The organism is Actinoplanes sp. NPDC021490 (assembly GCF_055562135.1).
Genome location: NZ_JBVHFW010000007.1, coordinates 80789 through 94244, shown reverse-complemented (window position 1 = coordinate 94244; position 13456 = coordinate 80789). Strand labels below are relative to the sequence as shown.

Annotated in this window: 12 protein-coding genes; 4 read left to right on the top strand and 8 right to left on the bottom strand. The window is 69.4% G+C overall.

The window, feature by feature from the left end:
- Window positions 1-146: 146 nt before the first annotated feature.
- The 5 genes from ACZ3I4_RS20480 to ACZ3I4_RS20460 form a co-directional block, all read right to left on the bottom strand.
- Window positions 147-1523, bottom strand: coding sequence for a sensor histidine kinase (locus tag ACZ3I4_RS20480; RefSeq protein ID WP_465383547.1), 1377 nt, complete (start codon window positions 1521-1523; stop codon window positions 147-149).
- Between the two features lie 91 nt (window positions 1524-1614).
- Window positions 1615-2292, bottom strand: a complete 678-nt coding sequence (locus ACZ3I4_RS20475; protein WP_465383546.1) for a response regulator transcription factor — start codon at window positions 2290-2292, stop codon at window positions 1615-1617.
- A 148-nt stretch (window positions 2293-2440) separates the two neighbouring features.
- On the bottom strand, window positions 2441-2917 hold the full coding sequence (locus tag ACZ3I4_RS20470; RefSeq protein WP_465383545.1) for a hypothetical protein: 477 nt from the start codon (window positions 2915-2917) through the stop codon (window positions 2441-2443).
- Window positions 2918-3055: 138 nt separating this feature from the next.
- A complete protein-coding gene (locus tag ACZ3I4_RS20465) occupies window positions 3056-4939 on the bottom strand; it encodes a PI-PLC domain-containing protein (RefSeq protein WP_465383544.1) in 1884 nt (627 codons plus the stop codon).
- Between the two features lie 175 nt (window positions 4940-5114).
- Window positions 5115-5720: a TetR/AcrR family transcriptional regulator gene (locus ACZ3I4_RS20460; RefSeq protein ID WP_465383543.1), complete on the bottom strand. Its 606-nt coding sequence runs from the start codon at window positions 5718-5720 to the stop codon at window positions 5115-5117.
- Between the two features lie 68 nt (window positions 5721-5788).
- Between ACZ3I4_RS20460 and ACZ3I4_RS20455 the strand changes: the two genes are divergently transcribed.
- Complete coding sequence (locus ACZ3I4_RS20455; protein ID WP_465383542.1) at window positions 5789-7252, top strand: MFS transporter; 1464 nt, start codon at window positions 5789-5791, stop codon at window positions 7250-7252.
- Window positions 7245-8216 carry an alpha/beta hydrolase gene (locus ACZ3I4_RS20450; protein WP_465383541.1) on the top strand — a complete coding sequence of 324 codons (972 nt, stop codon included), beginning with the start codon at window positions 7245-7247 and terminating at the stop codon, window positions 8214-8216. Before ACZ3I4_RS20455 ends, ACZ3I4_RS20450 begins: the two co-directional genes overlap by 8 nt.
- A 70-nt stretch (window positions 8217-8286) precedes the next feature.
- Here ACZ3I4_RS20450 and ACZ3I4_RS20445 read toward each other — a convergent pair whose 3' ends face one another.
- On the bottom strand, window positions 8287-9747 hold the full coding sequence (locus ACZ3I4_RS20445; RefSeq protein ID WP_465383540.1) for a GGDEF domain-containing protein: 1461 nt from the start codon (window positions 9745-9747) through the stop codon (window positions 8287-8289).
- Between the two features lie 43 nt (window positions 9748-9790).
- Here ACZ3I4_RS20445 and ACZ3I4_RS20440 point away from each other — a divergent pair, with 43 nt between their 5' ends.
- A complete protein-coding gene (locus tag ACZ3I4_RS20440) occupies window positions 9791-10873 on the top strand; it encodes a helix-turn-helix domain-containing protein (RefSeq protein WP_465383539.1) in 1083 nt (360 codons plus the stop codon).
- A gap of 8 nt (window positions 10874-10881) precedes the next feature.
- Here the strand turns inward: ACZ3I4_RS20440 and ACZ3I4_RS20435 are convergent, their stop codons facing one another.
- Window positions 10882-11088, bottom strand: coding sequence for a DUF397 domain-containing protein (locus ACZ3I4_RS20435; RefSeq protein WP_465383538.1), 207 nt, complete (start codon window positions 11086-11088; stop codon window positions 10882-10884).
- Window positions 11089-11406: 318 nt separating this feature from the next.
- Between ACZ3I4_RS20435 and ACZ3I4_RS20430 the strand changes: the two genes are divergently transcribed.
- A complete protein-coding gene (locus tag ACZ3I4_RS20430) occupies window positions 11407-12360 on the top strand; it encodes a diguanylate cyclase domain-containing protein (protein WP_465383537.1) in 954 nt (317 codons plus the stop codon).
- 32 nt (window positions 12361-12392) lie between these two features.
- On the opposite strand, the gene ACZ3I4_RS20425 is transcribed toward ACZ3I4_RS20430, so the two are convergent.
- Window positions 12393-13319 carry an NADP-dependent oxidoreductase gene (locus tag ACZ3I4_RS20425; RefSeq protein WP_465383536.1) on the bottom strand — a complete coding sequence of 309 codons (927 nt, stop codon included), beginning with the start codon at window positions 13317-13319 and terminating at the stop codon, window positions 12393-12395.
- Between the last annotated feature and the right edge of the window lie 137 nt (window positions 13320-13456).

Here is a 13456-nt window from a genome sequence, read left to right as displayed (position 1 = left end):
CAGTGCGGCGGACAGCAGATACGGTGCCGCGGCACCGCGGGGTGCGGCCGGCGCGGTGGCAGCCGGGGAACGGACAGCTGTTGCGGACATGCGAGCGAGATTTGAGCGTCGCGGCTGAACCGTCGCTGAAACGACCTGAAGAAGTTTCAGGCATGCGGCGACTTCGGCAGCTCCGCGACGAAGCGGGCGCCGCGGGTGGCATCGGTCGCGGACAAGCGACCTCCGTAGCGTCCGGCGATGTCCCGGGCGATCGCCAGGCCCAGGCCGGCGCCGCCGTGGCGGCGATCGCGGGCCTCGTCGACACGCGCGAACCGCTCGAAAATCCGTTCCCGGTCGGCTTGCGGGATGCCCGGGCCGTCGTCGTGGACCTCGACTCGGACAAGGCCGGGCTCGGGTTCGGTAACGGTCACGGTAATGCGGTCGAGCGCGTATCGGGAGGCATTGTCCAGAAGGTTCTCCAGCATTCTGGCCAGCTCTTCCTCACGCCCGATCACCAGTGCGGGCCCATCGGCCACCACGACGAACCGCTTGTCGGGCGGCACCCGGTAGCGCCGCTCGCCGACCAGTTCTTCCGCGATCGCGGCGATGTCGACCGGCTTCCCGTGAGCCGGTGCCGTGCGTTCCAGGCGCGCGAGCAGCAGCAGGTCGTCGGTGAGCCGTTGCAACCGCTCGGTTCCGGTGCGCAGCGCCTCCGGGTCGACAGCGCCGCCGTGCGTGGCGGCGACCTCGGCGGTGGCGCGCAAGCCGGCGAGCGGGCTGCGCAGCTCGTGCGCCGCGTCGGCGACGAACCGGCGCTGCCGGTCGGCCGCGTCGGCGAGCCGGTCGAGGGTTTCGTTCATGGTGGTGGCCAGCCGGGCGATCTCGTCGCCGGTGCGCGGCTGAGGCACCCGGCTGCTCATGTCCGCGGCAGTGATGCGCGCCAGTTCGTCGCGCATCCGCTCGACCGGGCGCAGCGCACGTCCGGCGGCCCACCAGGCGATCGCGGCGACGAACAGCACGGCGGCGGGAAGACCGAGGCGGAGCCAGCGGTCGACCGGGGCTACGGCGGCCTCCGCGTCGAGCGGAGAGACGAGCAGGTAGACGGTCGCGCCCGAAGGGCTGACGTTGTAGGTCACCAGGGTGACCTCGCGATCGTCGAGCTGCCCTGGTGCGCCGCTGCGGGCGGCTCGCAGGTGGACGTCGATGCGGCCGAAGAAGGCATCATCGTACTGTGGCGGAATGGTCGGGAAGGTCAGACCGCCTTCCCGTACGTAATAGGCCAGTTGATTCTGTGCCAGCAGCACTTTGCCGCGATCGTCGACCACCGCGAAGCTGATCCCCATGCCGTAATAAGGGAACTCGTACCACTTGTCGTAGGCGCAGAGCGCAGGATCCCTCTCGATATCGCAGTCACCCAGGCTGTTGGCCAGTGCGCCTCCGTCCGCGTTGATCCTTGCCGCAGGCGTGTCGTAGGTCGAGGCGATGGCGCGGGCCTGTGACTGCGCGGTGGCGAGGGAACCCGCCACGCTGTTCGCGTAGATCACCTGGCGCAGCCAGAACGCCCCGCCCCCGAGGCACAATGCGGCCGCCAGCGCCGCGGCCGCCGCCGCCCGGACCCGTACCGGTAGCTGTGGCCTAGGCATGGGCGTCGACCAGCCGGTAGCCGGCGCCGCGAATCGTCTCGATGCTCAGCAGGCCGAACGGCACGTCGATCCGGCGACGCAGTGCGCGGATATAGACCTCGACGATGTTCACATCGCCGTCGTAGGCCGCATCCCATACCTCATCCAGGATCTCCGCCTTACTCACCACCGTGTTGGCCCGGCGGGCCAGGCAGGCCAGCACCGAGAACTGCTTGGCCGTCAACGTGATCGGCGCCGGCCCGCGCGAACAGACCCGCCGCGCCTGGTCGACAACCAGATCACCAACCTTCAGCAGCGCCGGCCTCGGCTCACCACCCCGGCGCAGCAGGGCGCGTACGCGAGCAAGCAGGACGACGTACGAAAATGGCTTCGTCAGATAGTCGTCCGCCCCGGTGTCCAGGGCCTCCGCCTCGTCGTACTCGCCGTCCTTGGCCGTCAGGACCAGCACCGGTGTACTCACCCGCGACTCCCGCAGCCGAGCGCACACCTGATAGCCGTTCATCTTGGGCAGCATCAGATCCAGGATGACCGCCTGATAGCCCTCGCTCAACGCCAGTTCGAGCCCGATGTTCCCGTCATGAGCCACATCGACGGCGTAACCCTCCGCTGTCAGCCCGCGACGCAGAGATTCAGCCAGCTCACGCTCGTCTTCGACAATCAGCAGCCGCACCAGGCCATCCTGCCTGCTTCCGGCGATCCGGCCCTGAAATCCTCTTCAGCTTGCCGAGGCGCCGCCAGATCCACCTGGGCCACGGCTATGGTTCTGCCGGGCTGCTCGGGCCTTGCCCGAGCAGCCCGGTCCGGATCCCAGCCGGGGACTACGGGGTCGTGAACAGGGCGAGACCGCTCGGCACCCGGATGTCGTACGCCTTGACCGAGGTGCCGTTCATCTGGAAACGGACGTAGAACGTGTAGGAGCGGGAGCAGGGATATCCGACCCGCGGCAGGCAGGTGCTCGCGCTGATCACACCCTGCATGTAGCGGTAGGCACTGTTGCTGCTCGTGGTCCGCACCGAGGCGCCGTCCAGGAAGAAGCCCAGGTTCTTACCGGTGGAATTGACCTGCGTCTTGGTGACCGAAGCGCTCCACGACGAGGGCGACTGATTGGTGCACACGCCGAAGGAGAAATCCACTTCCGCATAGCGCAATTTACTGGTCGGTGACCCCGGGAAATACTTGAACGTCGGGTAATGACAGCTGGCCGCCTGCGCCGATGCGGGTGTCACCAGTGCCAGGGCGAGCACGGACAGAATTGCGGTCAGGAACGTGGTGAGCAGCTTTCGTGTCGATGACATCGACTTTTCCTCCCAGTGTTGTCGGCGGGACGAAAAGATCGTGATGGCAGCCGGCGGGCACGGACAACGGTCAACTGTCCCCGGCCGCGTCGAACTGTCCCCGGCCGACAGCTAAGACAGCTCGTACGCTGGGCGGGGTCAGATCGGGTGGCAGTCGTCGCTCTCGCCGGGGCGCGCGTCGTAGCAGCCGTACTGGAGGCCGTCCGCGGATTGATCCAGGACGCCGCCCGTGAAATGAACGAGCGAGACCCAGCCCCATTGACCGTTGTCCGACCGCGTGTAGGCCCACCAGAAATTGTGCTTCGAGTTGTTGCTGTCCTCCGCGCCCGGCTGCTGACCGAGGAACCATTGACGACTGCCGCCCGCGACGCCCCCGACGCGCGACGATCGGGAATCCGGCCGGCTCATCACGGGCACATCGCCGGCGGTCAACGAGCAATATTGGCCGTACAGCCGGGCCGGGGCCACCCAGGAGGGAACAGCACAGTTGCCGCCGCCGCCACCGGCCGCGGTGGTGGCGAGCCAGTCGCCCAGCGGTGCCAGGTGATTGCCGCTGAGATAATCAACGCCGGCATACAGCGCGTCGGTCCAATCGCTACGGTCGGGACAATCCGTCAGACCCCACACCCGTACGTGATGTCCGGTGCTCTGCGCCTTGATGATGTCGTCCCAGCGTGCCGTCTGGATCGGCTGCCGGTCGGGGTCAGCGCAATCCTCGTCCGTGCCCGGATTCCGGAAGCTGATCATGGGGACGAGGTCCGCGTTGTACTGATCCTTGTCGACGTCGAAACTGCCGTCCAGGAACGCGTAGGTGTCGAGCTGTTTCGCCAGCAGTCCGCGCACCGAGTCGTGCCCGTCGGGGCCGGCCGGAACCTGGTCGTCGTTGTGGTCGCCGGTGATGACCACCTGCACCGGTCCCCACCGCCGTGCCGTCCCGTCGACGTGGTAAAGCATGCTGCGGTACGGGACGAGTGCGTCCATGATCTTACTGGCCACCACCAGCGGATTGTTGGGGTCGGCGGCGGCCGCGGCTCGATCGGCGGGCAGCGTGCAGCCGTCCGGGCCCGCCGAGCAGGTGATCTCGACGAGGAGCAGGACCGGCTGGTGGAACCCCGGGTACACCCGGCCGTCGTTGGCGGTCACCCGGGTGGCGAGTCCTTGCAGATAGGTCGGCGCGAACGGGTTCGCGGCGATCCGGGTGTTGCCCGGGCCCTGGCAGACAGCCCCCTGGAAATGGTGGCAGAGCATCAGGCGGCCGTCGCGCAGCACGACGTCTGTCCCGAGGCTGGTGAAGCCGTGGTCGAGCGCGTCCTGCAGCGGCCGCGGGTTGAGGTAGTCGTCGTGGGCGTCCCCGTGGTCCAGGACCCTCACCCCGGCCACCGCGGGCGGTTGATCGGCCGGCCCCTGAGCGCGAACAACGACGTCCTGGCTGCGCACGACGGCAAAGACGGCGACCCCGGCCAGCACCAGTACGCCGAGAGCGCCGGCGATCAGTGCCCGGCGCCGGCCGGGGTGGCGAGTGGTGAAGTACCCGGGTTCCTTGACCGGCCGGTCGCCGCCGATGGACCGGGTGGTCCCGGCCGCGGGAGGCGCGGGCGCCGGGAGCGGGTTCCGTTCGTCCGCCAGTCGCGCGGCGTCGAGGAGCGACGACACGTGGGCGCTGGCGACCACCAGACGGTCGGCGTCGGCATCAAGAAACGGTGCGCCGGCGATGAGGTGGCTGGCCCGGGCGACCGACACGACAAGAATCGGATCGGTGATGCGGCGCAGTTCGCCGGCGAGGACCGCGGCCACGTCGTCCTTGTCGACCGAGGTGCCGGGGGCCAGCCGGTGACTTCGGATGACCTCCGCCAGATGGCGCAGGGAGCCGGGCTGCCGGCGGCGGCGCGGGGGCGGCGACCCGGGCGGCGGGGTGTAGACGCCGACCCGGGCGGCATGCGCCACCGAGGCGTTGAGCTGGGAGGCCAGCAACTGCGCGGCGTCGTGCACCTTGGCCCACCCCGGAGACAACGGTTCCTGCACCCTGATCCCCCTCGGGCAAGCCGAACCGACCGGCGCCCCGCACCGTCCGGATATCGACGGCAATTATTACCCGTCGAGGCGGCGGCACGAGGAGCGCGCGCAGCGCGCCTCCTCTCAGCGGTTCCCGCTCTGATCGCGTGGCGGGCTGTTCGACGCGAGCGCAGTGGTTCGTAGTTCAACGAACGGCGTTGCGCAGTGTGCGGAAGAGTTGTCCCAGGCGCTGACGATGGTGCAGGACTATCTCGGTGGAAGGTTCGCCGGCGATGAGGCGGCGCGCGTTGTCGATCAGCACGGTGGTGTAGCCGGATAGGAAGAATGCGGCGAGCAGTGTGCTGTCGCCGTCGAAGTCCGGATCGCGTTCGAGTTCGTCAGCCAGCAGGTGCTGCAGGTCAGCGGCGATTTCTCGCGCCCGCGCGATGAGGGGGGTGGAGCCCGCCACGGTGCGGAAGAACGGGACGGACTCGGCGGCGATGCCCGACAGCCCGTGCTGGTCGTCGGTCAGCCGCAGCACCATGGCCTCCAGCGAGTCCAGTACATCGGTTCCTCGAGGACGGTCGCGGACCGCCGAGCGCAGCATCTGCATGGCGTCCTCGGCCCGGTCCAGCAGGAGGTCTTCCTTGCGCGGGAAGTGCTTGAACACGGTGACGGTGGAGACTCCGGCCTCGCGGGCGACGTCGGCCACGGTGACGGCGTCGAACCCGTGGTCGAGGAAGAGCCGGGTGGCGATCTGCGAGATCCGCGCGCGCGTCTGCGGGCCCCCGCGAGCATCGGTGCGTGGCATGTGGCCCCCTTCTGGCTGCCGCCAGCATAGTAGTTGTGTGACTAACCTTAGTGAGTTAACATAGTGGCATGTCTACTGCTGAGGCGAGCCCCGCCGCCACGGCTCGATCCGAGTCGCTGGGTGACCGATGGATCGCCCTGACCGGGTTGTCCGCAGTGTTCCTGTTCGAGATGCTCGACAACTCCATCCTCAACGTCGCGCTGCCCACGATCGGCCGTGAGCTGCAGGCGACGACGACCGCACTGCAGTGGGTGACAGGCGCGTACTCGGTCGTTTTCGGCGGGCTGATGCTGCTCTTCGGGGCGATCGCCGACCGGTTCGGGCGACGCCGGGTCATGCTGGCCGGCTTGGTCCTGCTGGGCGCCGCGAGCCTTGCGACCGTGTTCGTGTCGACTGCCGGGCAGCTCATCGCGGTACGGGCATGCATGGGAGTCGCGGCGGCGATGACCACCCCGGGCTCGATGGCGCTGGCCTTCCGGTTGTTCCGGGCCGACGACCTGCGTGTGCGGGCCATCACGGTCATCTCGACCGCGGGGCTGGTGGGCCTGGCGATCGGCCCGACCGCCGGTGGGTTCGTGCTCGCCGTCGCCCCGTGGCAGGTCCTCCTGCTGGCCAATGTGCCGATCGCGGCGCTGGCGTTCGCCGGGATCCGCTTCGGCGTCGCCGCGGATGAGCCGAGCGGCCTGCATGCCGGCCCGCTCGACATTCCGGGCGCGGCGCTGGGCACGGCGACGATCATCCTGGCCCTGGTCACGCCGACCTTGTTCGTGGACGAGGGCGCCGGCTCGTGGGCGCCCTGGACCACCGCGGCGGCGGCGATCGCCGTGGCTGCGGCCTTCGTCCGGCGCGAGCGGACGGCACGTCACCCCCTACTCGACCTGCGGTTGCTGGCAGTGCCGCTGGTTTCGAGCGGCCTGGCTTACAAGGCCGCCGCCGGCCTGGCCGTCGCCGGCCTCGGCTACCTGGTGACGCTGCTGCTGCAGTTCGCCTGGGGCTGGTCCCCCGCGATGGCGGCCGTCGGCATGCTGCCGCAGGTCGTCGTGCTGCTCGCCGGCGGCCGCCTCGTGGCGCCCTTCGTGCGGCGCGTCGGCCTTCAGCGGGCGGCCTGGCTCAGCGCCGCAGCGGTCGTCACCGGTCTCGCCGCCTTCGCCGCGCTGAGCAGGTTCGGCTACCCCGGGGTGCTCGTCGCGCTCGTGCTCGTCGCCGCAGGCATGCGCGTCGTCGGGGTGGTGGCCGGCACCAACGTGCTGCGCGGCCTGCCCGAGAACCGCACCTCGATCGGCGCGGCACTCGTCGACACCTCCAGCGAACTCGCCACCGGGGTCGGCATCGCCGCCACCGGCACCATCCTGGCCGTCCTGTTCACCGGCAGCCTCACCGCCTCGAGCTGGAGCCCCGCACAAGCCGGGCAATTCCAGCAGGCGCTGACGATCGCGGCTCTCACCCTCACCGCCATCGCGGCCGCGCTCGTCACCTACGGCCTCATCCGCTCGCACACCACCATTTCCGCCGAGGAGACCCACCATGTCTGACGTCCTGCCGCACCCGCCGTTCGACCCCGAACTCGACGTGTTCCTCAGCGCCATGCACGAACGCGGCCCCTTCACCCTGACCACCGAGATACTGCCGCACATGCGGATGCTGGACACCACCGAACAGGCCATCGACGAGCGGCTGCACGCCCAGGGCCGGCAACGCCGCACCGTCACCGTTCCCGGCTACCGGGGCGCCCCCATCAACCTGGCCGTCATCAGCCGCATCGGGCACACCGGCCCGGCCACGTGCTTCTACACCATGCACGGCGGCGGCATGATGTTCGGCCACTACCTCGGCAACCTCGACTCCTACGACGAATGGCTGCTCTCCCACGACGACGTGGTTCTCATCAGCGTCGACTACCGCCTCGCGCCCGAGCATCCCGATCCCTACCCGGTCGAGGACTGCTACGCCGGTCTGCTGTGGACCGCTGCCCACGCCGGCGAGCTGGGAATCGACCCCGCGCGCATCGTGCTGACCGGGCAGAGCGCCGGCGGCGGACTCGCCGCGGGCACCGCGCTACTGGCCCGCGACCGGCAAGGACCACCACTGTTCGGCCAGATCCTGATCTCCCCGATGCTCGACGACACCGACTCGACCGTCTCGACCCGCCAGATCGACGGCGTCGGCGTTGCTGACCGCGCCATGACCCGCTTCGGGTGGACCGCCTACCTCGGCGACCGGCGCGGCGGTGACAACGTATCCCCCTACGCCGCCCCGGCCCGGGCCACCGACCTGACCGGCATGCCACCCACCTACCTCGACTGCGCGAGCGCCGAGGTGTTCCGCGACGAAACCGTGGCCTACGCCGGCAAGCTCTGGCAGGCCGGCATCGACGCCGAACTGCACGTCTGGCCCGGCGGATTCCACGGCTTCACCAGCATGATGCCCCAAGCAGCACTGTCCCGGACCGCCACCGCAGCACTGACAACCTGGACCAGCCGGCTGCTCGCGGCATGACCGTCGGCAACGAGCAACCCTGCGTTCCGCCTCAGACGCGTGGTGACGAAACGATTCCGGGTGGCTTCCCTCATAGCGAGCGTGAACCGGCTCCTGCTGTAGTTTCCGGTGCGGCGGTGACCCGGTTGCGGCCCTCGTGCTTCGACCGGTACAGCGCCTCGTCCGCCCGGGCCACGAGCTGCTCCGGGATCTCCCGGCCGTCCCACAGCGCGACACCGGCCGAGAAGCTCTGGCCGCTCGGAGTGACCGCGCGCATCCGGTCGAGTACGGCGATCGCGGTCTCCAGGGACTGGCCGACCAGTACCACGCCGAACTCTTCGCCGCCGTAGCGAGCCAGCAGGTCCCCGGCGCGCAGCTGGTCGCGCCAGGCGGCCGCGGCCTCCTTGAGCAGCCGGTCGCCGGCCGGGTGGCCGTGGGTGTCGTTGAACCGCTTGAAGTGGTCGATGTCCATCAGGGCGACGGCAACCGGCTCGCCGCTGCGGACCGCTTTGGCCATCTCCCGGCTGAGCTCGAGGTCCCAGGCCCGGCGATTCGGCACCCCGGTGAGCGCGTCGTTGTGGGCCAGCGCCCGCAGCTGGGCGGCCTGGTCCTGGACCCGCGAGATCAGGCCGGCCATCCGGGCGAGCACCAGGAGGAAGAGCACGACCGAGCTGATGGCGATCGCCGGCCAGTCGATGTCGGCCGGAGTGGTCAGGCCCTGCACGGTCAGGACAACCGGGGCCAGCAGCGAGGCGACCGCCAGCAGGGTGAGGCGGCTCCTGGTGAACCGTTCCGTCCGGTCCGGCGCGATCTCCGACAGTGCCCGCATCGACGGATGCAGGGCGGCGGCGCCGAACAGCACGTACATGCCGAGCCAGCCGGCGTCGAGGATGCCGTCGCTGTAGGTGGTGAACATGTTCACCACCGCGTAGCCGATGTCGCTGACCAACTCGGCGATGAGCCCCGCGATCACCAGGCGGTAGCTGGCGGTGCGGGCTCCCGGCGTGGTGAACAAGCGCACCACCATGATCAGCAGCAACAGATCTCCCGCCGGATAGGCGAGCGAGGCCAGCCGCTCGAGCACGCTGAGGGACTCGTCGACGGCGATCGGCCGCATCAGGAACGACCAGCACAACAACGACAGGCTGGTGGAGACGATGGCCGCGTCGAGCAGGCCGGCCCGGTCACGGCCGGAGATGCGACCCTTGATCAGCTGGAAGGCGCCGGCCGCCAGCATCGGATAGGCCAGCAGGTAGAGCCCGTCGGCCGGGGCCGGGAAGGTCTCCCAGTTCCAGACGAAGAACTGCACCTGATAGACGACGTCGCCGGTCGCCCACACGGCCAGCGCCGCCGCGAACCAGTACCACGGTCCGGACCGGCGCGGCCGGTTGCGGCGGACCCCGATCACGATGGCCGCGGCCGAGGCGAACCCGACCACGTTGTAGAGCCCCCAGGCCCACGGATTGTTTGACGGAAGAGCCAGATAGACGGCACCCATCAAGGCGCCGACCAGAAGCCACCAGTGCCACACCGGCCGACCACGCAGAAGCATCACGCCGCAGCCATCGACCGCCGGAACATCGGCTTGAGGTCACATGCCCATGGCATGGCTCACACCCTCCGCGATACCGGCCCGCACCCATGGCGCAACCCCCAGCACGTCAGCGATCTCGCACATGGCGCCCGAACCACGCCGAGGCCCCGGGCGCCCGGGGCCGGCGCGTATCACCGCGAACAGGGGCCAGTCGCCCTCGCACTTTCGGTTAGCAACGACGGGTTGCCTGTTGACAACGCCGCGTCGCGGGTACGGTGGTCGGCGTCACCGTCCACATGGGGTTGGCAAGGCGGAGGTAAGGGTGCCGGTCACAGGCCAACGCGTGGTGCGGCGAGCGTTGGGGCGGCGATTGACGCGCCTGCGCACGGCGTCCGGGATGAGCCGGCGTGATGTGGTGGAAGCGCGCCTGGGCATCTCCGAGCCGACGCTGCACCGCATCGAGACGGGCAAGGTGCCGGTCACCGGGGCCAACGTACGCGCGCTGTGCTGGCTCTACGGCGCTGACCAGAGCATCACTGACGCGCTGGCCGACCTCGCGCTGGGCACATCACAGCAGGAGTGGTGGGACGCCAGCCCGGTCATCCCCGAGTGGTTCAAGCTGTATGTCGGGCTCGAGGCGTCCGCATCCCGGATGTTCGGGTACGACGGCGAGATCGTTCCCGGCGAGCTGCAGACTCCGGAGTACGCGAGCGCCATCTTCGGCGCCGAGCAGCCGGTCGACTCGGAGCTGGCCGAGCGCCACATCAACCTCCGCATGCAGCGGCAGAAGACGCTTTTCGCTCGTACCCCGCCGATCCACCTCGTGACGGTTCTGGGCGAGGGAGCGTTGACCCGGCCGGTCGGCGGCGAACAAGTGATGAAAGGGCAGATCGAGCATCTCCGACGGCTGTCCCGGGAAGATACCGTCGACATCCGGGTGCTGCCGTTCTCGATCGGGGCGCACGCGGCGATGGCCGGCGCCTTCCGGATCCTGGAGTTCAACGACCCGGACGATCCCGACGTGGTCTACCTCGAATCGCACGTCGGCGCGCTCTACCTGGAAGAGCAGGTCGAGGTGGACGAATACCGGCGGATCTTCGATCTCATCAGCAAAGACTCCGTACCGGTCGGAGAGTTCCGCTGACGAACTGATCAGTCGGCCAAGAGCTGGTCGAACTCGCCGCGCTTGGCGCCGAACAGGAACGAGTCCCACTCCTCCGTCGTGAAAACCACGGTGCCGGCCTCGCGCGCCTTGCTGTTGCGGACCTCGATGAGGCCGTCCTGGCGGCGGGCCTCGACGCAACTGCCCCCGTTGCCTGTCGACCTGCTGGAAATGATCCAGCCGGATTCGCCACTCATCAGTGCCCCTCCTTTTGGAGTTGCTCACTGTGGGTCATCAACTTGCCACTGGTTCGGAGGCTTGGCGTGCCTCCCAATGCCCGCCTGACGTGCAAAATCAGTGCACCAGGCTCAACGGCGACTCTTTCACCACGAAAGTGCACGCACCTAGAGTAGCCGAAACCCTTCTTGGATGCATCTTGTCATCGTGATAGTCGTCGCCGTGAAATCTTGCACGTCCCCCGTACGGCTGCCATGATTCGCATGTGGCGCTCGGCGATGCCTCGCCGTCGACTCGACAGCTCCCGCTGGTCCGCCGCAGTTCTGAGAGGACGGCCGATGCGGATCCTCGATCCTGCCGCCGCCGACACGGGTGGCTCACTGCAAGACGACGCTCCGCTGCGGACCCAGCCGGAAACTGCCCGCCTCCAGGCCCGCATCGATCAGCTCTCGGCGCACGTCCAGCGGCTCGAGCAGGAACGGGCCTCGCTCCGATGGATGGCCGGCCACGACGAGCTCACCGGGCTCGCCAACCGCCGGCTCTTCCACGCGCTCGCCTCGGACCTGCTGCGCGGCGACGACGGCTCGTCGGCCGTTCTGGTTCTCGACCTCAACGGATTCAAGCCCATCAACGACACGTACGGGCACGATGCCGGCGATGAGGTCCTCTGCGTGGTTGCCCGCCGCATGGCGGCCTGCCTCGGCGACCATCTGGTGGCCCGGTTCGGCGGTGACGAGTTCGCCGCGCTGCCCCGCGCGCCGCGCGCCGGCGTCCCGGAGGCGTGGTGGCACGACATGGCCGGCTCACTGAGCGCTGCGATCGCGCCGCCGATGGACGTGCAGGGCCACACCCTGTCCGTCACCGCCTCGATCGGCGTCGTGCCGGCTGGGCGCTCCGCCAACCTTCCCGACCTGCTGCGCCGCGCGGACCGGGCGATGTTCAGCGCCAAGCGGCACGCCGGCAACGCCGGCAAGGCCGCCATCACCTGGGTCGTGGCCACCGAGAGCGGCGACCACACCGAGACGTACGGGGGCGCCCCAGTGTCCCCGCCGGCGGGCCTGACCGCCTCGGAAGTCGCCGAGGCGTGCCGGCCGGGCGACCCGGTATGGGTGCACCGCAGTGGAGCCCGTCGTGCGGGAGTGGTCGAGAGCGCCTGCGAATGGGCGGCCCTGGTCCGCTACCGCTCCCCCAACGGCGCCGGCACGATGGTCGACACGATCCCCACGAACTGCCTCACGATCCGCGCCGAAGCCGATCCGTACCTGGACCGGAAGTCTTCCGCCTACCGCTGAGCGCCGAGCTGACAGCCGTCACAGCGGCAGGCTCAGCCCACCGTCAGCACGAGCTTGCCGCGCAGGCCACCGGCCAGGACCCGCCGGTGCGCGTCGGCCGCCTCGGTCAACGGCATCGTGGCCGCCACGCGCGTACGCAGCCGTCCCGCCGCCACCTGACCCACCAAGTCCGCCAGCAGCTCGCGATCGTGCGAGATCAGTTGCAGCTCTTGGCGCACACCACGTGCCGGAACCAGGGCCGGCGTGGGCCGGGTCGCGACCACGACCCCCCTGTCCTCGACGGCCGCGGCCGCCGCCTCGCCGACGGGGACCGCGTCGAACACCGCGGCCACCGGCCCGACCGTGGCCAGATCGACGGAACGGGGAACCACTTCCTGAGCGCCGAGACCGTGCACCCATTGCTCATCCCCGGGGGCGGCCTGCGCCAGGACACGGTAGCCGCTCTGAACGGCGAGCTGGGTGGCGAACCCGCCGACACCGCCGCTGGCTCCGGTGACCAGAATGCTGCTGCCGGCCGAGAGCATGGCCAACGACACCAGTGACAGCCCCTGGTGTGCGGTCTGGGCGTTGAGCGGCACCGTGGCCGCGGACACGAAGTCGAGCTCGTCGGGCAACCGCACCAACCAGTCCGTGTCGGCCGCCACGAACTCGGCGTAGCCACCCGGCACACCGCGGGTCAGGTACCACGGAATCATCCCGACGACCCGATCGCCCACCCCGAACTCAGTGGTGTCGGGGCCCACCGAGGCCACCTCGCCGGCGATGTCCCACCCGGGCGAGAACGGCGGCCGATCCGGCCCGCGAGGAATCTCGCCGGTGGTGGCGGCCACGTCAGCCGGGTGCACACAGACCGCACGGATCCTGACCACAACCTGCCCGGGCTTCGCCTCAGGCTCGGGCAGTTCGGTTACCTGCAACACCTCAGGACCGCCAAGCGCGGCCGCGACGACTCCCAGCACGGGTCCACTCTAGACCCAAGGTCCCCAATAGATAGTCCCCGACGAGGTGGCGCCAGGGCCGGGGTCGAGGCAAGGCGCCGTTTCCTGCATCGCCAGGCAGATACATCTGATTAATTTTCTCAAAATGCACGCCCCGT

Excerpts from the sequence above, each read along its gene's own strand:
- ACZ3I4_RS20460 (WP_465383543.1), bottom strand. The coding sequence starts at position 5,720 with ATGCCACGCACCGATGCTCGCGGGGGCCCGCAGACGCGCGCGCGGATC.
- ACZ3I4_RS20450 (WP_465383541.1), top strand. The coding sequence starts at position 7,245 with ATGTCTGACGTCCTGCCGCACCCGCCGTTCGACCCCGAACTCGACGTG.
- ACZ3I4_RS20470 (WP_465383545.1), bottom strand. The coding sequence starts at position 2,917 with ATGTCATCGACACGAAAGCTGCTCACCACGTTCCTGACCGCAATTCTG.
- ACZ3I4_RS20455 (WP_465383542.1), top strand. The coding sequence starts at position 5,789 with ATGTCTACTGCTGAGGCGAGCCCCGCCGCCACGGCTCGATCCGAGTCG.
- ACZ3I4_RS20435 (WP_465383538.1), bottom strand. The coding sequence starts at position 11,088 with ATGAGTGGCGAATCCGGCTGGATCATTTCCAGCAGGTCGACAGGCAAC.
- ACZ3I4_RS20445 (WP_465383540.1), bottom strand. The coding sequence starts at position 9,747 with ATGCTTCTGCGTGGTCGGCCGGTGTGGCACTGGTGGCTTCTGGTCGGC.
- ACZ3I4_RS20440 (WP_465383539.1), top strand. The coding sequence starts at position 9,791 with ATGCCCATGGCATGGCTCACACCCTCCGCGATACCGGCCCGCACCCAT.
- ACZ3I4_RS20430 (WP_465383537.1), top strand. The coding sequence starts at position 11,407 with ATGCGGATCCTCGATCCTGCCGCCGCCGACACGGGTGGCTCACTGCAA.